Here is a 22261-nt window from a genome sequence, read left to right on the forward strand (position 1 = left end):
AACGGTCATGTCCTGCCCGGGCGCGATTGGCTAGCCTGACTGAATCGTCAGGGAGGCTGCCATGAAATCCATTCCAACATTTTGCCGGGTCTGTGAACCCTCCTGTGCACTGATCGCCCAGATCGCCAACGGGAAAGTCACCCGCCTGCAGCCGGACAAGGCCCACCCTGTCAGCAAAGGTTTTGCCTGCCACAAGGGCATTAACTACCTGGCCATCCACCAGGATCCGGATCGCCTCGATCAGCCCCTGGCACGGCAAGGCAGCCGCCGGCCCGGTGAGGGCCAATGGCAACCCCGGGACTGGGACAGCGTTGTCACGGACATCGGCGCCACCCTGTCACAGATACACGAACAGTACGGCCCGGACGCCATCGGCGGCTATATTGGCAACCCCTCGGCCTTCAATGCGTTGGGCAGCCAGGCCATTGGCGATTTCTTCATGGCCATGGGCAGCCGGCGCATTTTCAATTCCGGCACCCAGGACTGTGCCAACAAGTTTGCCGCCGGCGAAGCCGTGTTCGGCACCAGCACCCTGCACCCGGTACCGGATATCGAGAACACCGATTGCCTGCTCATGTTCGGCGAAAATCCGAAAGTCTCACACATGAGCTTTATTTCCATCGCCGACCCCATGGCCAAGATCCGCACCGCCTGCCAGCGCGGCGCCCGGGTCTTCTACATCAATCCCCGCCAGATCGAATCCGCCAGCCCCAAAACCGGAGAAGTGATACAAATCCTTCCCGACACGGATCTCTACCTGATGGCCGCCCTGCTCCATGAGATCGACAGGCTGGGCCGTTTCGATGAGAGCGTGATCCGTGAACATGGCACCCGCATCGAGGCCCTGCGCGCGTTCATTGCCCCCTATTGCGCCGATACCGTGGCCAGCGTGGCAGGCCTGAGCGCCGACACCATTCGTGACCTGGCGGATACGTTCAGTGGCGCAGAGCGTGCCTCCGTGCACATGTCCACCGGCGTCAACATGGGCTAGCACGGCACACTCTGTTATTGGCTACTGCAGATGCTGAGCTTCGTTACCGGCAACCTGGACAAGCTCGGCGGCAATTTCTACAGCGAAGGCTTCTATCCCGCTGCCAAGGCCGGCCGCGCCCGCCTTGATAACGTATTCTTCCCCTCCCAGCATGGGGAAATGCGCCATATCCGCGGCGCCCTGGCTGGCAACCTGCTGCCAGACATGATCCTTGATGATGACAACCCGATTCGCGCCCTGGTAGTCATCGCCGGCAACCCCCTGCTCAGCGTGGGCGGCGAAGCCCGCTGGCGCCAAGCGCTGGAAAAGCTGGACCTGTTGATTGTCATCGACCTGTTTCGCAACGCCACCGGAGAATACGCGCATTACTTGCTACCCTCCGCGGACATGCTGGAACGCCCGGACCTGAATATCTGCGGCCTGGGCATGCAGTACCAGCCCTATGTGCAATACACCGACGCGGTGGTTCCCCCCGCCGCACAGCGCCGCGAAGAATGGTGGATTCTGTCGCATCTGTTGCAGGCTATGGGGCGGCACGCCCCCATGCTGGAACAGGACCCGCCACGGCCCTTCGCCCGGCTCGACCACATGCTGTCGCGCACCGGCTTTAGTGTGGAGACATTGGCTCAACAACCCTGCGGCACTGCCGTACTGGACACTCAGTCTATCGGCCGCTTCTATACGGATTTCATTCAGACAGACGACAAACGGGTCGATTGCTGCCCGCCGCTGTTTGCCCAGGCCATGGCCCTGGCCGATCAGCGATTTCAAACCCTGACCACTGCGACACCAGCCTTCCGGCTGATCAACCTGCGCACCAACTACATGCACAACAGCTGGTACCAGAATGTGCCAGGCCTGAAACGCGGCGCCCATGCCAGCAATGCGCTGCACATGCACCCGGCAGATATTCACTCCATGGGTATTCGCGACGGCGACGCCGTCGAGGCCAGTAATGAATACGGGCGGGTGCAGGTGGCAGTGCGCAGCGATGAGAGTTTGCGAGAAGGGGTGGTGGCCATGACGCATGGCTGGGGAAACCGGCACACACCGGGGATGCGCGTGGCGCAACAACACCCGGGGGTCAATATCAACGCGCTACTGCCCAATGGGCCCGGCAGTTTTGAGAAACTCAGCAATCAGGCCTCCATGAGTGGCGTGCCGGTGTCCATTCAGCCGGTGACCACCGTGGCCGATAACGATGCAAACCACTAACCGGGGCCAAACAGCGCAACCCCGGGCAGTGAAAGCATGCTGATACTGCGCTCCCCGGGAATGCCTCAGACAATCATTGCCTGAATCAGCGCTGGTGGTCCTTCAGAAAACCCAGCAAGGCGTCACGGTAGGCATCAAACGCTTCGTACTGAGGCACATGGCCAATGCCTTCCAGTTCAACCAGAGTGGCATCGGGTATGCGCTGCGCCGCTTTCTTGCCCAGCTGATCGTAGCGCCCCAGTTGCGCACGCTCTGATTCCGGTGCCCGGTTACGTCCCAGCGCGGTGCGGTCCCGGGTGCCGATAATCAACAAGGCAGGCACCGCCAATCGCGGGAAATCCTGCACCACCGGCTGGCTATAAATCATGTCGTAGGCCAGGGCGGAATTCCAGGCAATACGCGGGTAGTCCGGCCCGCGAATCCAGCCCTGCTGCAAGGTCAGCAAGGGCGCATAATCGTCTTTCCACTGGCCATCGAAATAGCTGGCCGTCATATAGGCTTTCACTTTTTCCGGGGTTTTCTTCAGCTCGCCTTCATACCAGGCATCCACGGACTGCCAGGGCACCACCGGGCGCCAGTCTTCCAAACCAATCGGATTCACCAGCACCAGCGCATCACTGCGCTGCGGAAACATCAAGGCAAAGCGGGTAGCCAGCATGCCGCCCATGGAGTGGCCCACTACAGTCGCGCTGTCCACCTTGAGCGTGTCCAGCAAACGCCGGGTTTGATCCGCCAGCACCTGAAAGCTGTACTGAAAATGGGCCGGTTTGGAGGACTTGCCGAAACCGATCTGGTCCGGCACCACCACGCGATAGCCCTGCTCCAGCAAGGCTTCCATGGTGGTTTTCCAATACGCCCCGGAAAAGTTCTTGCCGTGGAGTAACAGCACCGTTTCGCCATTGGCATTTTCCGGCGTCACATCCATATACGCCATTTCCAGGCGCTGTTGCTGATCGCTGACTGGCAGCGTCTGTACCGGATAAGGGTAGGCATAATCCGAGAGCCGTGCATCCAGCGCGGCAGGTTCTGCCAGCGCCACACGACTCAATAACAGGCACAGCAGAACGCCCAGCCCCTTACTCCATTGACGCTGAATGGCTACCCCCTTCATGGCACCTCCTGATCGGTATGTTTTTGAATACGTATCTGTTGTGAGTGCGTTTCCTACGTCCAGTTCCCGCTGATTGCCGTATTTCCATTACTGTCGGAAAAAGCATAACGCATAGCTGCAACCTGAAGACCAAGGTTCCCTGCCTGAGCCGGGTCCGGATCACCTGCGCCCACCTCGACAGAAATGTGACGCGGTTATCTTCCCAGCAGGGATACGCTATATTCTTCCTATAACGATTCGCGTTCCGGGTGTCGGTGGCTTACAGCACTCAACCGACAGGACGCAGGCCGAGCTGGCCACTCGAAGAACACCGCAAACCTGTCCATGGGGGGACGGGTTTGCGGTACAGGGGAACCTGTCTGTATGGACGGATTACTGGATTTTGTCGGGGAAGTGTACGAGGCGTCCTACAATCCGGGGCACTGGAACCGGGTGATGACCCTGCTCTGCGAAGAAATCATGGATGCCCGCTCCGGCGCCATTTTTATAGAAGATCACCAAGGCGGCACCCGGAGCATGATCGGCTATCACGGTTTACCGAAAGCCGTGGTGACCTCCTACCGCTTTGGCATGGGCAAATACGATTACACCTTCCAGGCGCAGCGCGACGAACCTGTCGGCCTGGCCCGGCAGATCATCGACTCCCGGGAAGTCAAAGACGCACACCCTTATTATTTCCGGCTGATTCTCAAGCCCAATGATATTGGCTTTATCTCCGGCATGAATATCTACCACGACAAGGAATGGCACGTGGGCATTGGCCTGCACCGATCATTCAATGCTGAGCCGTTTTCCGACGAAGATATCGCCAAGTTGCGGCTCCTCTATCCGCACTTCAAACGCGCCATCCGCATTCACCGCGAATTCCATCGCCTGCGCACGCGCCAACAAACCCTGCACAGTGCGTTATCGCGTTTTATGCTGGGGCTGATCATTCTCGAACCGGATGGCACCGTGGCCTACCGCAACCCGGTCGCCGATGCCCTGCTCACCCACCATAACGCGCTGGCCCTGGCCGGCACTGGCGTTAAAGCCCACTACGCGGATGAAGATGCCAGGCTTACTTGCCTGATTCAGAAACAGGCCAAAGCCGACCCCAGAGAGATCAACACCCGCAACACCGCCATCGGGCTGCACCACCCGGACCGGGACAACGCGCTGACCGTCATGCTCGCCACCCTCAATGAAGGCAACACACCAGACGGCGGTGAGCCCACTAACGGTTCTGTGGCACTCTATATTTCCGACCCTGATTCGCCGCTGAACATCCCCGCAGAAACCCTGCGTGCGCTCTATGAAATGACCCAGGCAGAATCCAATGTGGCCATTGCCCTCACCAACGGCCTCAGCCCCGGCCAGATCGCGGAAAACAATGGCACATCCGTGGATACGGTACGCTCACAGCTAAAAGCCATTTACAGCAAAATGGGCGTCAGCAAACAGCAGGATGTCATTCGCACCCTGCTATCCGGCGCCATGCAGGTGCTGTAATAAAATCCGCAGCCAGCACAGTGATAACGGATTCATGGAGGATGTAGGCCAAGACGTGTCTTGAGGAAAGGGCAGGAGCGACGACCCGATGCGGTTGTCGCGTGTTGCATGATGCGTGAACCGTGCTGCAGCCGCAGAGCGGCATAAAAAAAACCGGCCAGGTGGCCGGTTTTTTTATTAGCGGGCGTGCGATTACTTCTCGAGAATCGCTACCACACCCTGGCCGCCTGCTGCGCACACGGAGATCAGTGCTCGGCCGGAGCCTTTTTCGTTCAGCAGCTTGGCAGCGTTGGCGATAATACGGCCACCGGTAGCAGCAAACGGGTGACCGGCTGCCAGCGAGGAGCCTTTCACGTTCAGCTTGCTGCGATCAATGCTGCCCAGCGCCTTCTTGCGGCCCAGACGCTCTTTACAGAAAGTCTCGTCTTCCCAGGATTTCAGGGTCGACAGTACCTGGGATGCAAAGGCTTCGTGGATCTCATAGAAATCGAAGTCCTGCAGTGTCAGGTCCAGCTTGTCCAGCATGCTGGGCACCGCGTACGCCGGCGCCATCAACAAACCTTCTTTCTTGCCGATGAAGTCTACGGCCGCCGCTTCACCGATGGTCAGGTAAGCCAGCACCGGCAGACCACGCTCTTTGGCCCACTCTTCAGACGCCAGCAGAACCGTAGAAGCACCGTCCGTCAGCGGCGTGGAGTTGGCCGGGGTCATGGTGCCGTTCGGGCCACCGAAGCAGGGCTTCAGGGTCGCCAGTTTTTCCAGGGTGGAATCGCCGCGCATGTTGTTGTCGCGCTCGAGCCCGTTGAACGGGGTTACCAAGTCATCCTGCCAGCCATCTTCATAGGACTTGGCCAGGTTCTGGTGGGAGCGCCATGCCAGTTCATCCTGCGCTTCACGGGGAATGCCCCACTCTGCAGCCGTAATCGCCTGGTGCTCACCCATGGACAGGCCGGTACGCGGCTCGCCATTTTTCGGGATGTCAGGCATCAGGGATTTCGGGTTCAGCAGTTTCAAGCCCAGCTTGGCGCGCTCACCATTGGTCTTGGCACGGTTCAGCGCCATAAACACTTTGCGGGCATCTTCGTTCACACCCAGCGGCGCATCAGAAGTGGTGTCCACACCGCCGGCGATGGCGCAGTCGATCTGGCCCAGGGCGATCTTGTTGGCCACCAGAATGGCCGCTTCCAGACCCGTTCCGCAGGCTTGCTGCAGATCATAGGCCGGGGTTTCCGGGGCCAGCTTGGAACCCAGCACCGCTTCACGCACCAGGTTGAAATCGCGGGCGTGCTTCATAACGGCGCCAGCGGCCACTTCGTCAATCTTCTCGCCGTGCAGCTTGAAGCGATCGACCAGACCATCCAGGGCTGCTGTAAGCATGTCCTGGTTGCTGGTGTCGATGTAGGCGCTGTTGGAACGGGCAAACGGAATACGGTTACCACCAATAATGGCGACCTTACGAACGGCTTTACCTGCCAGCATAATCATTTCCTCTAGAGATGGACGGTCATCAATGACGACGACGGTGGCTAATTTGGCCACGGTATTCACTCGACAGGGCGCAGTCTACCCCCAACCGTGCCGGCCTCATTGGCTCAAACGACTGTTTGACAACCGGGGCCGGTCAATACACCCGTCACACTGCAGTGATTCAATACGCGCCAGTGTGCGACAGGGCCAGGTTTCCTGCCCTACGAAAGATGGCGTATTTTCTGCCCATCTTTACGCGGCACCCCTTTAAACCCGTTCCGCTTACCCTAAAGGTAAAGGGACACATTCATCATTCGATGGAAAAGGACAGGACCATGAGCGATACCTATCAGACGATTGCCAACTCTCCCATGGGCAAGGCGCTATTCGGCGCAATCAACTTGCCGATTCCGGTTATTCTGGAGCGCTGGCAGCCTGGCCAGGCGTCCTTTATCAAGGGCCGCGTTCTGGTAGGTGCCGCCAATGGTTCCACCGGCATCGATAGCGTACTGAGCACCCTTAAAGGGTCGCCGGACGCGCAGGTCGCTGTGCTGGCCAATACCGCCAACGCCACTGACCTGCAGAAGCAAGCCGGCAAGCTCGGCGTGGATGCGGACAACTACACCGCCAGCCGCGATGACGATGCCAAATTCAAAGGCCTGGTATTCGACGCCACCGGCATCCAGAGCCCGGACGAACTGAAAGCCCTGTGGGATTTCTTCCACCCGGTGATTCGCAAGCTGGATAAATGCGCCCGCGTTGTCGTGATCGGTCGCACTCCGGAAAAACAGGCTGGCGCCGCGCGTGTTGCCCAGCGTGCACTGGAAGGCTTTACCCGCTCCGTGGGCAAGGAAATCAAGAAAGGCGCCACCGCCCAGCTGGTCTATGTGGATGAAGGCGCCGAAGCGCAGCTGGCGTCCCCGCTGCACTTCTTCCTGTCACCAAAATCTGCTTACGTCTCCGGCCAGGTAGTACGTGTTTCCAAAGCCGGTTTCAAAGCTGCCAAATTTGACTGGGACAAGCCCCTGGCAGGCAAGAAAGCCCTGGTTACCGGTGGCTCCCGCGGCATTGGTGCCGCCATTGCCGAAGTACTGGCCCGCGACGGCGCTACCGTCACCGTGCTGGACATTCCGCCCATGGCCGACGACCTAAACGCGGTAGCAGCCCAGATTGGTGGTGACACCCTGGAAATGGACATCACCGCCGACGAAGCACCGGCAGCCATCGCGGCAAAAGCCAAAGCCATTGGCGGCTATGACGTGGTCGTCCACAACGCCGGGGTAACCCGCGACAAGATGCTGGGCAACATGCCGGAAAAATTCTGGGACATGGTGCTGAACATCAACATCGCCAGCCAGCTGCGCATTAACGAAGCCCTGCTCTCCAGCGGCGGTTTGGGCAAGGGCGCCAGCATCATTTCCATCAGCTCCATCGCGGGCATTGCCGGCAACCTGGGCCAGACCAACTACGGTTGTTCCAAGGCTGCGGTAATCGGCATGGTCGATGCGTTCAAGGATGAATACGCCGAGCAAGGCATCACCATCAATGCCGTGGCACCGGGCTTCATCGAAACCCAGATGACCGCCGCCATTCCCTTCACCATCCGTGAAGCGGGCCGTCGCATGAACGCCATGAACCAGGGCGGTCAACCGGTGGACGTGGCCGAAACCATCGCCTTCTTTGCCAGCCCGGCCTCCCAGGGCCTGACCGGCAACGTAGTGCGCGTGTGTGGTCAAATGCTGTTGGGGGCTTAAACCCGCAAGCCCTCACGCTTCACGCAACACGCAAGAAGCAACAAAAAGCCGCGCCCACAGGGTGCGGCTTTTTTGTGGGCTGCAGTCCAAGCTTTCTACAGCGCCGCTGCAGGAGCACCACTCGAGGTGCGAATCCAGGGGCCAGAGTGCAGCCGCAAAGCGACAAAAAAAGACCCCGCCGGTTACCCGGCGAGGTCTTTCTATTCCACGCTCTCCCGAGGTGGATAGCACAAGGAGTCGAGGTTGATCAGGCCGCTTCGGCCACGTCTTTCTGTGCTTTTTTGGCTGCCTTCGCTTCAGCTCGGGCCTTGGCTTTTACCGCACCACCGGGCATGAAGTTGCGAACATCCCAATAGAAGTAACGCTTCAACACGCTATTGGCTTCATCATCATTCTGGCGCCAGCCATACATCTTCGGTTTCTCTTTCTCGATGGCCAGCGTGCCGAAAACCAGCCAGTCGTAGATGGCCAAAGTGGACGTCACGTTCTTGGCGGAGTTCGGGCCACGGGAGTGGTGGTGATGGTGCTGGGTGGGAAAGGTAATCACGTGTGCCAGTGCCCACATGGTTTTACGCACCCAGGCCCATTTGTGATTGTGGAAGTACAGATCCCAGTTCCAGTTCACATGGGTCTGGGCTGCCCACAAACCTTTAAAGGCCGTCGCCACAAGAAAGACTTCCACCAGGCCCAGATACAGACAAACCAGCTGGAAGGCGTAGTTAGGCATGATGAACCACCAGGCCCAGCCATTCACAAAGGTCTGCGTCACCGACAGCTGCCCCTTGCTGTCCTGGCCGCCAGCCAGGTGATGGGGCCGATGGCTCATCTTGTAGAACGCCTGCACCCACTGCAGCGCCTTGTTCTTCGGGCGGCGACTGTGGGCAAACAGGTGGAAGGACCCGTGCAGGAATTCTTCGATGCAGAAGAAGGCAATCAGGGTCGGCCAGAAATACTCGCTTTGCAGCCAGGCAAGAGAACCAGCGCTAGCCGGGAAAAGACCGGTCAGCGCCAGAGTAATCAACAGCAGCATCAGCGGGCGCTGAATAGCCACCATCATGAAAGTGGCAAGAAACGCGACTTTCCAGTCCTGGCGAGTCTTTCTTCCTTCGCGGGTGCGGCCCGCAAAGACTTCCCAGATGGCGGTGATAACGATGAAGGTGGTGACTGACAAGGTCAGTATCTGGTCCATGGGTATTCTCCCGGTTGTTGTTATGCGCACCTCCAAACTAGACAGACTGTATTTATCTTTCTAATTGATATTTGGTATAAGTAATATCCATGAAGCTGAATTTACGCAGTATCGACCTGAATCTGTTGCCCGTCTTCGATGCCATCATGGAAGCCGGCCAGCTCTCCCGTGCCGCGGAATCGCTGGGCATGAGCCAGCCCGCAATCAGCGCTGCCCTGCAGCGCCTGCGCCACACCTTCGGCGACACCCTGTTTGTTCGCACCCACCACGGCATGACACCGACCCCCCGAGCCCGGGAGCTACATGATCAGCTTGGCCCGCAGCTGGTCGCCCTGCGCGACACCCTGAATCCGGAAAACCGTTTCGACCCGGCCACCAGCCAGCGTCATTTTCGCATTCTCAGCGTGGACTATTTTGAAATGGTGGTGCTCGGCCCACTGTTGGCCACGCTCCGGCAGCAGGCTCCCCATGTGGTGCTGGAAATCATTGCTGCCGACGATGACATGCCCGACGAGCTTCACAAGGGCCGGGCGGATTTATCCGTGGATGCCTTTGTGGCCGATGACGACCGCCTGCAGCGCAATGTATTGCTTGAAGAAAAACTGGTCGTCATCGCCCGGCGGGGTCACCCTCATATCAAGGGGCACTGCGACAAACAGCAATTTCTGGATGCGGAACATGTAGTGCTGCCGAACCGCAACCGGCAGCTGCCCCTGGATCAAATCCTCAATGCTCCCGGTTGGCAGCGGCGCACCGGGGCCCGGGTTACCCAGTTTGCCAGCATGCTGGCGGTTTGCGGCGGCTCGGACCTGATTGCCACCGTCCCCGACCGGCTCGCTCAGCAGTACGCCGAAACCATGCAGCTGCAAGTACTGCCCTTCCCCGTTGCACTGCCGCCGGTTCCCATCTACATGATCTGGTCCCCGACCCAGCAACGCGACCCGGCCCACCGCTGGCTTCGCCAGCAACTGGAGCACACCATCGCGCAGGAACCTGCCCCTTGAATTCAGGTCCAATCATGACCACATACTGACTATTGACGGTAAACAGGACACCTCCATGGGTTTTGGTCGCGTTTTCTTTTTCATTTTCGGTTTTGCCCTGCTGGAAGTACTGGTGCTGGCACAGGTAGCTGGCGCCATCGGCTGGCCAATCACCATTGTTGCCACGGTGGTAACCGCTTTGCTGGGCAGCTATCTGTTCCGCCGCCAGGGTCTGGATACCTGGGTACGCCTGAATCAGCGCATGCAACAAGGTGAAATGCCCGGGCAGGAAATGGTGGAAGGCATGATGCTGCTGCTCGGCGGCGCCCTGCTGATCACCCCCGGCTTTATTACCGACACCGTGGGTTTTGCCCTGCTACTACCCGGTTCACGCCGCTGGATGGCCAACAAAGTCATCCAGAAAGGCTCATTGCAAAGCTTCACCACCGTGCAAGGAGCCGGGTTTGCTTACACGCGCTCCAGCTACCCTGGCGGAGGCACCAACCCGTTCCAGCAACGGCCGGGCAGCAACGATGACCGGGCCCTCAACGGTGACACCATTGAGGGTGAATCACACCGCACGGACCAATAGCGTCTGTATCCACTAACAGTCAGCTCGCCCGCCACCCGTGCGAGCTGCCCCCAACCTGAAACCGAAAACACTCCCCGCTCCACTCTATTCACTGGATAAAACCGGATTACACCGCCGACCGCCCAAAGACGCCCCATACCCGGTTAGGAAGTGCTCGTCGCCCCTGCTAGACTGCGCCGCCTCGCGGTAGACTCAGAGCACGCCCGGTGGAGGCACCATGAATCCGTTATTCAATCCCATTGTCTGGTCCGTATTGATTCTGATGGGCCTCAGCCTTGCCCGCATGAATGTGGTGCTGGCGCTACTGTGCGCCGCTCTGGTGGCCGGACTGGGCAGTGGACTGGAATTGCAAAGCACGCTTTCCGCCTTCACTGACGGCTTGGGCGACGGTGCCAACATTGCCCTCAGCTATGCCTTGCTGGGGGCTTTTGCCGTGGCCATCGCCCGCTCCGGTATCACCGAATGGCTGGCCGGGCGCATTATCGAAAAACTTGGCCGCTCGCCGGCGCCGAGCCAGCTTCGCCGCATTCGCACCCTGCTGCTCACCGTGCTGTTGGCAGCCGCGATCATGAGCCAGAATCTGGTGCCCATTCATATCGCCTTCATCCCGATTCTGGTGCCCCCCTTGCTGGAAGTGATGCACCAGCTGCGCCTGGATCGCCGGCTGGCCGCCTGCATCCTGACCTTTGGCCTGATCACCCCTTACATGGTGTTGCCAGTGGGCTTCGGCAGTATTTTCCTGCATACCCAACTGGGACCCAGCCTGGCCAAGGCCGGCCTTGAGTTACCCAACGACACCCTGCCGCTGGCCATGCTACTGCCCGCTGCGGGCATGGTGGTTGGCCTGTTGCTTGCCATCATCCGTTACCGCAAACCCCGCGACTACCGGCCCGTACACCTACCCGGTGAAGAACAGCACGCCCCTCTCTCGGTACGCAACGTGGTCGTCGCCGCCCTGGCATTGGCGTCGGCGCTGGCCCTGCAGCTTTACAGCGACTCGATTATTCTCGGCGCACTGGTGGGTTTTCTGGTCTTTACGGCGGGCGGCGTGGTGCCCTGGCGGGATTCCCAGGATGCCTTCACCCAGGGGGTCAAAATGATGTCCCTGATCGGCTTCATCATGATCGCCGCTAACGGTTACGCCTCTGTGGTGAATGCCAGCGGCCAGGTTCCCGTATTGGTGGAAGCGGTAACCAGTGGCTTGCAAAGCCCACCGGTTGCGGCGGCCCTGTTGCTGTTACTCGGCCTGTTCGTGACTCTGGGGATCGGCTCATCGTTTTCCACCATTCCCATCATCACCACCCTGTATGTGCCGCTCTGCCTGGCACTGGGCTTTTCTCCCCTGGCCACGGCAGCGCTGGTGGGCAGCGCCGCTGCCCTCGGTGATGCCGGCTCACCGGCATCAGATTCCACTCTCGGCCCCACCGCCGGCCTCAATGCGGACGGCCAACACGACCATATTCGCGACACGGTTATCCCTACCTTCCTGCACTATAACTTGCCGCTGATTGCCGCCGGGTGGCTGGCGGCCATGGTGCTTTAAACAGGCGACGCCCAAGCGATAGCGCAATAAAAAAGGCGCCATTGGCGCCTTTTTTATTTCACTTGAGCCAACTCATGTTTTAGCCCAGCGCGTCCTCTTCCGCTTTCAACTTGCGATATTCAATGGGTGTCATCCCCACCCAGCGTTTGAATGCACGGTAAAAGGTGGAAGGCTCGGAAAAGCCGGTGAGATAGACAATTTCATCAATGGATTCATCGGTACCGGCCAGCAAGCGTTTGGCCAGACGACAACGGTAGTCGGCCACCAGCTGGTTGAAGTTAGTGCCGGCATCCGCCAGCCGCGTGCGCAACTGGCGCGCCTTGATCCCCAACCGTTCCGCCACCTCTTCCAGGTTGGCGTGGCCGGACTCCAGTAATTCACCAATCAGCCGGTTCACCTGAGCGACCAAATCCTGTTTTTCCAACCGGGCAACCTGCTCACTGGCAAGTTGCTCGTGCAGGTGCAACAGCTCCGGTTCGTGATGGGCCGATGGCAGAGTCATGACTTTGGCATCGAAATACATGCCCACACTGGGCATATCGAATTTCACCGGGCAATCGAACAGGCGCTCGTATTCCAGCTGATCCGCATGGCGGGCGTGGCCAAAATGCACCTCCACCGGCTCAAACGCATCATCGGTAACGAACCGGAAAAACTTGATCACGCCCATCATCATGCATTCATTGAGATGACTGAGACGGTTACTCCAGATCATTTGCTTGAGGAAAACCCGATCGCCTTCCTCAAACAATTCCCCCTGGGCGGCATCGGACAACAAGCGCTGATAATCCAGCGCCCGCTTCAGGCCTTCACCAAAGGTCGGACTGGAAAGGAACAGGTACTCCAGCACCTGGCCTTTATAGACGGGAATATGTTCACCCAGATGCAACCCGATATGTTCATCGCCAGACACTTTTTCCAGAGCCTGCCAGAACCATTCCTGGGCATCATGAGGGGTACGCAGGTCAGGGACCTGCAAAATGGACTTGTCGAGCCCAACCTCCGCCAACACGGCATCGGCATCAATACCGGCTTTTACCATGGCCTTGTAGGCCATCCGTAACAGCACACCGGAATCCGTCATTTCTGCCATGCGTTGCCTTGTCCCCAATACAAAAAAAGCTACTCTCAGAATCACTGAGAGTAGCATAAGGATGGCAGGGCCGGAACCAGCGCAGCACCGGCCCGAACCAGGAGATCAAACCGCCCTAGCAGGCTGCTGGGGCGATCAGGCAGCCTTGCGGTTTTCTGACTGCGGTTCACGGCTAAGGGACACCACTTTGGCTCGCAGACCATTGAGCGGGCCTTTCTTGCTGTCGCCTTCCGTTTTGCTGGGCAGGGACAGTTTGAAGATCCGTTTCCAGACGCTCAGCGACTGCCGCATGAACGACCCGGTGTTGTACGGCAGGCCGTGTTTTTCACAAATAGCGCGTACTTCCGGGGCGATTCTCGCGTAACGATGCGCCGGCATGTCCGGGAACAGGTGGTGCTCGATCTGGAAGCTCAGGTTGCCGCTCATCACGTGCATAAGACGGCTGCCTTCAAAGTTGGCAGAGCCCAGCAGCTGGCGTACATACCACTGGCCACGGGTCTCGCTCTCAATCACGGACTCCGGGAACTGTTCCACCTCTTCCGGGAAGTGACCGTTATAGATCACCTGGGAAGACCACAGGTTACGCGCCACATTGGCCGTCAGGTTACCGGCGAACACGAAGGGAGCGAACGGACCCGCCAGGGCCGGGAATAGTAGATAGTCCTTGACCAATTGCTTGCGCATCTTCTTCCAGGTCGGCTTGAAGTCAGCCTTCACCTCTTCCTTGGTTTTGGTCTTGTAGATCAGGTAATCCTCCAGCTTGAGACTCTGTACGGCCACAAAGTGCTGGAAGAAGACGGCCAGGACACCAGCCAGGATCGGGTTGAACAGGAAGCGGGGCTCCCATTCCTGGTCTTCCGACATGCGCAGAATGCCGTAACCAATGTCATGGTCCTTGTCGAGCACGTTGGTGAAGGTGTGGTGCTCGAAATTGTGGGTCTGCTTCCAGGCCGTGTTGGTGCAGGTGTTGTCCCAGTCAAAAACCTTGGAGTTAATGGCCGGATCACCCATCCAGTCGTACTGGCCGTGCATCACGTTATGGCCGATTTCCATGTTGTCCAGGATCTTGGAGGCAGACAGACAAGCCACACCGGCCAGCCATGCCGGCGGCAAGAAGCCTGCCATCAGCAGGCCTCGGCCAGCGATTTCCAGGCGACGCTGACGCTTGATCAGGGTGCGAATATAGGTGGCATCTTCTTCGCCCAGGTCCGCCATTTCACGATTACGAATGGCGTCCAGTTCCTGGCCAATGGTCTCGAATTGTTCGGCGCTCAAGTTACTGAAAATACTCATGTGCTTTCTCCTTAAACCCGGTTTGAAGATTCGTCTCGGGACGCTTCGGTTGGGGTAATTCCGTTTAGATGTCTAGCGTCACCGTGCCCACCGGCACGCTGATGCAAATTTGAATGTCTTCTTCACCACTGGTGATCTCACCGGTGCGGATATCGCGCACTTCACCAGCCGTCTTGCGGCAGGTACAGGCGTGGCAGATACCCATGCGGCAACCGGATTCCGGGGTCAGCCCGGCGGACTCGGCCTGCTCCAGCAGGGTGGCGCCATTATTGATGGCCATTTTCTCGCTCTGTACGAAGCGCACTTCGCCTTCAGCGCTGTCGCTTTCGATCTGCGGCGCCGCCAGGGTGAACTGCTCCTTGTGCAGCCGTTCTGCCAAGCCGTCTTCTTCCCAGACTTTCTCCACCGCGGCCATCATCGGCGGCGGGCCACACAGAAAAGTGGTTGCCTGTGCAAATTCTGGCGCAGCGGTAAACAGATGTTCACGGCAAAACAGGCCCGACAGCTCGCCCTGTTCACCGTCATTGTTGAAGCAGCGCACCAGGGTCACGTTGTCGTGGGTCCGCGCGATCTCGTCCAGCTCGCTGGCGTAGATCATGTCGGCGGCGCTATTGGCGTAATGCAGAAAGGTAACCGGGCCAGCAAAGCCTTCATCACACAGGGTGCGCAGCATGGACATCACCGGGGTGATACCGCTGCCACCACTGATCAACAGCACCTGCTCCGGACGTTCTTCCGGCAGGGCAAACTCGCCATCCGCCTGGGACAGGATTACCACGTCGCCAACACTCAGCTGTTCACGCAGATGACGGGAAACAAAGCCGTTAGCGTGCACTTTGGCGGTCAATTCGATGCAGCCATCGGTACGGTGCAGGGAATTGGCCGGGGAATAGCAGCGCGTCTGACGCTTGCCATCAATGGTCACGGAAAGCTGGACAAACTGACCCGGAATAAAGCCTTCCCAGTTGTGGTTGGGACGCAGGGTCAGGGTCACGCTGTCATTGGTCAGGTAGCGTACGGCTTCTACCCTGGCGCGCACCTCGTTAACAGACCACAGCGGATTGAACACTTCCAGATAACGGTCAACGCCGTGGGGATAAGACAGAATTTCCGCCACACGGGATTGCAGCAGGCGGTTAACACCTTGCTGAAAACGGTTGGATGTCAGTGTCATCGAGTTCATGGGGTCAGACCCTATAAGTGAACAGTTGTACGCATTATTCACAACACACCCTTTCTCGTCAACACATGTTCACTAAAAAAATAAAGTCTTTGCCTATCATGGTGTTACAAAGGCTCAGGGGGAATTGGTTGCATCACCAGCCCGCACAGAAGAGAATAAGCAGCTGATTTTGGAGGCAAAAACCAATGACGACGGAAAGCACCAGCAGATCTCGCAAGCCCAAACGGGGCCAGACCCGTGAAGCCCTGATGTCGGCCGCGCTGGAGCTGGTGGTTAAAAAAGCGCCCTTTTCCGCCCTGAGTCTGCGGGAAGTCACCAAGAAAGCGGGCGTGGTGCCCACAGCCTTCTATCGTCATTTCCCGGACATGAGCGCCCTGGGCCTCACGCTGCTGGACGAATCGTTCCGTACCCTGCGTCAAATGATGCGCCAGGTGCGTCAGCAGGAACTGCCCAACGAGCGCATGCTGCGTGGCTCCGTGGAGACCTACTTCACCTATGTGCGCAACAACCGGGCGCACTTTCTGTTCGTCTCCAAGGAACTGGCTAGCGGCACGCCCACCATGCGCAATGCCATCCGCCGTGAAATCCGCATGTTCACCAACGAACTGGCCATGGACATGGCGCGCTTCCCCTTCCTCAATCACATTAATGCTGAAGACCTGCAAATGATGGCCGGGCTGGTGGTCAACAACGTCACCGCGCTGACACAGGAAATGCTGGAACTGGAAGAAATTGATGAGACCGGCCAGCAAGAAGTGCTGATCACCGCAGAGAAACAACTGCGCCTGATTTACTTCGGCGTAGGCATGTGGCGCTCGGACAAGAGCCATTCCTGAACACACTTCACACTTTACGGCCTTGCGCCGCGCCCCTGTGCTTAACTCACCAGACCGCCTGTCTATACGGCCAATAGCGACTCGCCTGCCCTGTTCTATACTCTTTTGCATTGCCACCGTTGCCTACGCTGCAACGCAATCAACGGGAAAGGATTGAGTAATGAGTGAGGTCAAATTCCGCGAACTGCGTAATTCACCACCCATGGTGATCAACTTCGCCAAGGCCGTATTGCGCGCCACCGTAAAGCCCGGCAGCAACCCCACCTTGCCGGACGTGGGCCTGCGACTGAATGACGTCTCCCTCGATGAAAAGCATCTGACTGCTTACCGGAAGGTGTGCGGGTTTGCCGCCGACGGCAAACTGCCCGTGACCTATCCGCACATGCACGCTTTCCCGCTGCATATGGCCCTGATTCTTACCGACGGCTTTCCGTTCCCCGCCATGGGCCTGGTGCATGTACGCAACAGCATCACCCAGTACCGCCCCATTGCAGAACGCGAGCAGCTGAATGTGAAGTGCTTTCTGGGCAACCTGCAGAAAGTCGACAAGGGTTACGAATTTTCCATCTTCACCAGCGTCAGCACCGGTGGCGAGCGAGTCTGGGAAAGTGAGTCCGTGAATTTCTTCCGCAGCGGCGGCGGTAGCAGCAGCAAGAAGAAAGACGCACCCAAGCCGCAACCGGCCACCGACACGGTGGAGTGGAAAGTGCCGGGGGATATCGGCCGCCGCTACGGCGCCGTCTCCGGTGATCGCAACCCGATTCATCTATACCCGCTGTCCGCCAAGCTGTTTGGCTTCAAGCGCCAGATCGCCCACGGCATGTGGTCCAAGGCCCGCTGCCTGGCCGAACTGCAGAACCAGCTGCCGGAAGACGCGTTCACCGTGGACGTGCAGTTCAAATTGCCCATGTTCGTGCCCGCCACTGTGAAGTTCGAGAACAAGCCGGCCGACGGCGGCAGCGATTTCCGTCTGCTCGCCAAGGACGGGATCAAACCCCACCTGGCCGGCCAGATCCGCCCGGCGGAGTAATAGCAGCCGCAACAGGCATCACGCTGCACGCAACAACACGTCCGGCTTTCGAGCAGGACGAAACGTCAGAGGCCGCGCCCACAGTCTGGTCGCGGCCTCTGGCGTTTCAGGCTTTCCAGTGTCGGCCCGTGTTGTTGCGTGCTGCCTGTAGCGTGCTGCATGCCACTGCACTAAACTCGCTCCCCATGCGAGACGATACCCGTGATTACCTTTCCCTGTTTCTGAATGACACGCCCCTGCTGGACGTGCGCGCCCCCGTGGAATTCGCCAAGGGCGCCTTTCCCGGTGCGGCCAATATTGCCCTGATCAACGATGACGAACGTCACCAGATTGGCATCTGCTACAAGCAGCAGGGCCAGCAGGCGGCGATTGATCTGGGCAACAAGCTGGTCAGCGGCGAGGAACGGGAACAGCGTATGCGGGCCTGGCAGCAGTGGTGGCAGGCCAACCCCAACGGCTACCTGTATTGCTTCCGTGGCGGGCTGCGCAGCCAGACCACCCAGGCCTGGCTACGCGAAGCAGGCATCGATGCACCACTGATCACTGGTGGTTACAAGGCGCTGCGCCGATTTCTGATTGATGAAATGGAAGCCTGTATCGCCAGCCTGCCACTGGAAGTGCTGTGCGGCCGTACCGGCTGTGCCAAGACACGGGTGATTGAACAACAGGCCAACGCCATCGATCTGGAAGGGCTGGCCCACCACCGCGGCTCCTCCTTCGGCCGACGCCCCGGCGGCCAACCCGGCCAGATTGATTTTGAAAACAGCCTGGCCATCGCCCTGATAAAACAACGTGCCGCCCAGCCTGCCCGCATTCTGGTGGAAGACGAAAGCAAGCTGATCGGGCGCTGCCATCTGCCTTTTTCCCTGCAAGACCAGATCAAGGCACAGCCACGCATCGTCATTGAGGAATCCCTGGACGCCCGCGTACAGGTCACCCTGGAAGATTACGTGATCGGGCCGTTACAGGAATATGCCCGCTACTTCGGTGAGCAGAATGCCCTCAAGCAGCTTGGCGATGAACTGCTGGCAGCCATGGATCGCATTCGCCGCCGCCTGGGTGGCATTCGCCATCAACAGCTTCGCCAGCAACTCCAGGAAGCCCTGGCCGTACAAACCGCCTGCGGCGATACCGAGTTGCATCGCGAATGGATTCACAGCCTGCTCGCCGATTATTACGACCCCATGTATGACTACATGCTGTCGCGCCGCGAAGGCACCATTGTCTTCCAGGGCACCCGCGCCGAAGTCAGCGATTTCCTCAACAACCGCTAACGCAAAACCCCTCGCAAGCCGTTATACTGCTGCCACGACTGCGTATGGCCGAACCCGCAATCGTATCCGTGCGTTTTCCCGCATAAAGTTCGGTAAGCCTCCCTATTGAACGGAGACAACAATGCGTTTGAAATTCCTGGCTGCACTGGCTGCTGCCCTGCTGCTCTCTGCCTGTAATGACCCCAAAACCGATACCTTCACCTTTACGGCGATTCCGGATCAGGATGAATCCCAGCTGGTCAAACGGTTCGGTACCATCGCCGCTTACCTGGAAGAACAGTTGGGCGTGCCGGTGCAATACGTGCCGGTGAAATCCTACGCTGCCGCAGTGACTGCCTTCCGCAACGATGAAGTGCAAATGGCCTGGTTCGGCGGTCTGTCCGGCGTACAGGCGCGGCGTCTTGTTCCCGGTTCCCAGGCCATCGCCCAGGGCCAGGAAGACACCGCGTTCAAATCCTATTTCATTGCCAACAGCAGCACCGGGCTTGAGCCCGTCGACACGCTGGGCGACGACTTCATTGCACAGCCGTCATTCACCTTCGGCTCCAAAGGCAGCACCTCCGGCCGCCTGATGCCGGAATTTTATCTGCGCGATACCTTCAACCAAGCCCCGGACAACCTGTTCGAGAAAGTCGGTTTCTCCGGCGACCACAGCCGCACCATCGCCCTGGTACAAAGCGGTGCCTATGCCACTGGCGCGGTAAATTTCAAAGTCTGGGAGCGCGAGCTTTCGGAAGGCAAAATCGACACCAGCAAGGTCAGCGTGATCTGGGAAACCCCCACCTATCCAGACTACCACTGGACTGTGCGCGGCGATCTGGATGAGCGCTTCGGCGAAGGCTTCAGCCAGCGCGTTACCGAAGCCCTGCTGTCCATCGACGATCCGGCACTGCTGCAGGCTTTCCCCCGGGAAAAATTTATTCCGGCCTCCAATGCGGACTATGCCCCCATCGAGGAAACCGCCAGCGCCATCGGCCTGTTGGACTAACGGCCACAGGCAAGTTCCGGCGTGTTCCACTTCCAGCAGGCCCGGTTGGGGCATGGCGATCAGGTTGTCTTCGACAGCCTGACGCTGACCATTGAGCAGGGCGAAAAAGTCGCCCTGCTCGGCCCCTCCGGCGCCGGCAAGTCCACCCTTCTCAATGCCCTGCGCAGCCAGCAGGAAAGCGTCTGTGCCTGGTGCCCCCAGGCGGGCGCCCTGGTGCCCATGCTAAGCGTGTTCCACAACATCTACATGGGCGCCCTGTCGCGCAACCGCACGCTCACCAATCTGCGCAACCTGCTTGCTCCCAGTCGACACGAGCGTGAACAGGTGGGCGCTTTGGCCGCCGACCTGTCGCTTCACGACAAGCTGTTCACCAGTGTCGACCAGCTCTCCGGCGGCCAGGCGCAACGCACCGCGCTGGGCCGAGCCCTCTACACGCAACGCCCGGTTCTGCTCGCCGACGAGCCGGTCTCCAGTCTGGACGAACACCAGGGCCTTGCCTTGCTCACCCTGTCACTGGCTCGCCACCACAGTGCCGTGATTGCCCTGCATGATCGGGCGTTGGCACTGGCCTGCAGCGACCGGATCATCGGCCTGAATCAGGGCCAAATCGTCCTCGACGCCGCCACCCGGTCGCTGTCCCTCAGCGATCTTGATGCCTTGTATCAGGACGATGCGTAGCAGTGAACGCCCTACCATGCCTCCCGCCAGCCCACCGCTGAACACCACGGCCAATCGCTGGCGGCGCACCACCGGCGGTCTCGCCCTGGCCGGCCTGACGGCACTGTTGCTGGCCGACATGGAGATCGCCCGCTCCAGCCCTGGCCAGGAACTGCTGCGCATGGCCAAGGGGTTTATGACCCCGGATTTTTTCGCCACCGAGCAGCTGGGCCAGGCGCTGGCCAATACCCTGGCCTTTGCCTGGCAAGGCACCGCGCTGGCTGCCCTGTTCGGTTTTTTGATGGCAGTCTGCTGGTCGTCGCGGGCGGTACGCAGTTTTGCCGCCAGCATCCGTGCCGTCCACGAGCTGTTCTGGGGCCTGCTGCTGCTACAGGTTGCCGGCCTGAGCACGCTCACCGGGGTACTGGCCATCGCCATTCCCTATGCGGGTATCTTTGCCAAGGTATTCGGCGAATTTCTGGAGGAGTCGGATCCAGCCCCCGCTCATTCCCTGCCCGCCAGCACCTCCGCCGTCAGCCGCTTCTTCTTCGCCCGGCTGCCGCTGGTCTGGCAGGCGTTCAAGGCCTACGGCAGTTACCGACTGGAATGCGCCTTGCGCGCCTCTGCCATTCTCGGTTTTATCGGCTTGCCCACCCTGGGCTTCCATCTGGAAACCGCCTTTCGTGAAGGGGTCTACGATCAGGGCGCGGCGTTGCTGTACCTGTTTTTCGCGCTGATTTTCACCCTGCGCTGGTGGCTGCGCCCGGCGCTGATTCCCCTGTATTTGATCGCCGCCGTGGTGTGGGCACCACCGGTCTTCACCGGCAACCTGTCCACCCTGGTGCGTTTTGTCACCGTGGATCTGGTGCCCGCTCCCCTGCGCCACGGCGGTGGCCTGCTGGAACTGTGGCAGTGGTTTGCCATGCTCTGGCAGCAACAACTGTGGCCCGGCCTGTGGCAGACCAGCGTATTGGGGCTGGCCGCGCTACTGCTCACCGGCATACTGGCGCTGGTATTGTTTCCCCTTACCTCACCGTTATTCGGTAACCGGGTCAGCCGTACGCTGGGCCATGGCCTGCTGGTGGTGCTGCGCACCACACCGGAGTTTTTTCTCGCCTTCTTTTTCCTGATCCTGCTCGGCCCCTCCATGTTGCCCGGCATTTTTGCGCTTGCCCTGCATACCGGCGCCATCGTCGCCCACCTGACGGGCCGCTTCAGTGAAACCCTGCGCCTGCGGGCGGACGCGCCGACCGGGATCAACCGCTACGCCTGGGAGGTCTTGCCACGCATCAGCCCGAACCTGCTCGCTTTCCTGCTCTATCGCTGGGAGGTGATCATGCGCGAAACGGCGGTACTGGGGATTCTTGGCATTCACACCCTGGGTTTCTATATTGATTCCAGCGTGGCGGAATTCCGCTTTGACCGAACCGCCCTGTTGATACTGGCCACGGTGTTGCTCAATCTGGGAGTGGATGCCCTGTCTCGCGCACTAAGACAGCGCCTGAGGCTGCAGCCGGGCCACGGTGTTTCAGCAAGCAAGGCCCCGGCAAGCGGTTGACCGACACCGCCAG

19 protein-coding genes and 1 pseudogene are annotated in these 22261 nt (G+C 59.3%); 14 read left to right on the forward strand and 6 right to left on the reverse strand.

The genetic code is table 11. The features are described from left to right. The first annotated feature begins 61 nt into the window (after window positions 1-61). The 3 genes and pseudogenes from F1529_RS15070 to F1529_RS17800 all read left to right on the forward strand — a co-directional run bounded on the left by F1529_RS15070 (window position 62) and on the right by F1529_RS17800 (window position 2206). The gene (locus tag F1529_RS15070) at window positions 62-991 is read left to right on the forward strand and encodes a molybdopterin-dependent oxidoreductase (RefSeq protein WP_155135930.1); all 930 of its coding nucleotides are present in this window, start codon (window positions 62-64) and stop codon (window positions 989-991) included. Between the two features lie 15 nt (window positions 992-1006). Next, a pseudogene (locus F1529_RS17795) lies at window positions 1007-1498 on the forward strand (molybdopterin-dependent oxidoreductase); the annotation flags it as partial. A gap of 237 nt (window positions 1499-1735) precedes the next feature. Next, on the forward strand, window positions 1736-2206 hold the full coding sequence (locus F1529_RS17800) for a molybdopterin dinucleotide binding domain-containing protein (RefSeq protein ID WP_370457073.1): 471 nt from the start codon (window positions 1736-1738) through the stop codon (window positions 2204-2206). Between the two features lie 85 nt (window positions 2207-2291). Here F1529_RS17800 and F1529_RS15080 read toward each other — a convergent pair whose 3' ends face one another. Then, on the reverse strand, window positions 2292-3317 hold the full coding sequence (locus F1529_RS15080; RefSeq protein WP_155135936.1) for an alpha/beta fold hydrolase: 1026 nt from the start codon (window positions 3315-3317) through the stop codon (window positions 2292-2294). A 363-nt stretch (window positions 3318-3680) separates the two neighbouring features. On the opposite strand from F1529_RS15080, the gene F1529_RS15085 reads away from it, so the two are divergent. Beyond that, window positions 3681-4808, forward strand: a complete 1128-nt coding sequence (locus F1529_RS15085; protein WP_155135939.1) for a LuxR C-terminal-related transcriptional regulator — start codon at window positions 3681-3683, stop codon at window positions 4806-4808. Window positions 4809-5000: 192 nt separating this feature from the next. Here F1529_RS15085 and F1529_RS15090 read toward each other — a convergent pair whose 3' ends face one another. Continuing rightward, the gene (locus tag F1529_RS15090; RefSeq protein ID WP_155135942.1) at window positions 5001-6287 is read right to left on the reverse strand and encodes an acetyl-CoA C-acetyltransferase; all 1287 of its coding nucleotides are present in this window, start codon (window positions 6285-6287) and stop codon (window positions 5001-5003) included. Window positions 6288-6610: 323 nt separating this feature from the next. On the opposite strand from F1529_RS15090, the gene F1529_RS15095 reads away from it, so the two are divergent. Further along, window positions 6611-8029, forward strand: coding sequence for a 3-oxoacyl-ACP reductase (locus tag F1529_RS15095; RefSeq protein ID WP_155135945.1), 1419 nt, complete (start codon window positions 6611-6613; stop codon window positions 8027-8029). 247 nt (window positions 8030-8276) lie between these two features. Here the strand turns inward: F1529_RS15095 and F1529_RS15100 are convergent, their stop codons facing one another. After that, a complete protein-coding gene (locus tag F1529_RS15100; protein WP_155135948.1) occupies window positions 8277-9218 on the reverse strand; it encodes a sterol desaturase family protein in 942 nt (313 codons plus the stop codon). An 89-nt stretch (window positions 9219-9307) separates the two neighbouring features. Between F1529_RS15100 and F1529_RS15105 the strand changes: the two genes are divergently transcribed. From F1529_RS15105 to F1529_RS15115, 3 genes are all read left to right on the forward strand, one after another. Further along, window positions 9308-10222: a LysR family transcriptional regulator gene (locus F1529_RS15105; RefSeq protein ID WP_155135951.1), complete on the forward strand. Its 915-nt coding sequence runs from the start codon at window positions 9308-9310 to the stop codon at window positions 10220-10222. Window positions 10223-10277: 55 nt separating this feature from the next. Then, window positions 10278-10793 carry an FxsA family protein gene (locus F1529_RS15110; protein WP_155135954.1) on the forward strand — a complete coding sequence of 172 codons (516 nt, stop codon included), beginning with the start codon at window positions 10278-10280 and terminating at the stop codon, window positions 10791-10793. A gap of 217 nt (window positions 10794-11010) precedes the next feature. After that, window positions 11011-12336, forward strand: a complete 1326-nt coding sequence (locus F1529_RS15115; protein WP_155135957.1) for a Na+/H+ antiporter family protein — start codon at window positions 11011-11013, stop codon at window positions 12334-12336. 79 nt (window positions 12337-12415) lie between these two features. Here F1529_RS15115 and F1529_RS15120 read toward each other — a convergent pair whose 3' ends face one another. The 3 genes from F1529_RS15120 to F1529_RS15130 all read right to left on the reverse strand — a co-directional run bounded on the left by F1529_RS15120 (window position 12416) and on the right by F1529_RS15130 (window position 15905). Next, entirely contained in the window at window positions 12416-13429 is a 1014-nt protein-coding gene (locus F1529_RS15120) for an AraC family transcriptional regulator (RefSeq protein ID WP_007148364.1), read from the reverse strand. Window positions 13430-13564: 135 nt separating this feature from the next. Beyond that, window positions 13565-14722: an acyl-CoA desaturase gene (locus tag F1529_RS15125; protein WP_155135960.1), complete on the reverse strand. Its 1158-nt coding sequence runs from the start codon at window positions 14720-14722 to the stop codon at window positions 13565-13567. Between the two features lie 64 nt (window positions 14723-14786). Next, entirely contained in the window at window positions 14787-15905 is a 1119-nt protein-coding gene (locus tag F1529_RS15130; protein ID WP_230457809.1) for a ferredoxin reductase, read from the reverse strand. Between the two features lie 185 nt (window positions 15906-16090). Here F1529_RS15130 and F1529_RS15135 point away from each other — a divergent pair, with 185 nt between their 5' ends. From F1529_RS15135 to F1529_RS15160, 6 genes are all read left to right on the forward strand, one after another. Then, window positions 16091-16741, forward strand: coding sequence for a TetR family transcriptional regulator (locus F1529_RS15135; RefSeq protein ID WP_007150637.1), 651 nt, complete (start codon window positions 16091-16093; stop codon window positions 16739-16741). Between the two features lie 160 nt (window positions 16742-16901). Continuing rightward, complete coding sequence (locus F1529_RS15140) at window positions 16902-17771, forward strand: MaoC family dehydratase (RefSeq protein WP_007148368.1); 870 nt, start codon at window positions 16902-16904, stop codon at window positions 17769-17771. A 185-nt stretch (window positions 17772-17956) separates the two neighbouring features. Continuing rightward, window positions 17957-19045, forward strand: coding sequence for a tRNA 2-selenouridine(34) synthase MnmH (mnmH, locus tag F1529_RS15145; RefSeq protein WP_155135966.1), 1089 nt, complete (start codon window positions 17957-17959; stop codon window positions 19043-19045). A 121-nt stretch (window positions 19046-19166) separates the two neighbouring features. Then, window positions 19167-20033, forward strand: a complete 867-nt coding sequence (locus tag F1529_RS15150) for a putative selenate ABC transporter substrate-binding protein (protein WP_155135969.1) — start codon at window positions 19167-19169, stop codon at window positions 20031-20033. Between the two features lie 21 nt (window positions 20034-20054). After that, the gene (locus F1529_RS15155) at window positions 20055-20711 is read left to right on the forward strand and encodes an ATP-binding cassette domain-containing protein (protein ID WP_370457046.1); all 657 of its coding nucleotides are present in this window, start codon (window positions 20055-20057) and stop codon (window positions 20709-20711) included. Then, on the forward strand, window positions 20704-22248 hold the full coding sequence (locus F1529_RS15160; protein WP_230457810.1) for an ABC transporter permease: 1545 nt from the start codon (window positions 20704-20706) through the stop codon (window positions 22246-22248). Before F1529_RS15155 ends, F1529_RS15160 begins: the two co-directional genes overlap by 8 nt. Window positions 22249-22261: the final 13 nt, after the last annotated feature.

Source organism: Alcanivorax sp. VBW004 (genome assembly GCF_009718865.1).
Taxonomy (GTDB): domain Bacteria; phylum Pseudomonadota; class Gammaproteobacteria; order Pseudomonadales; family Alcanivoracaceae; genus Alcanivorax.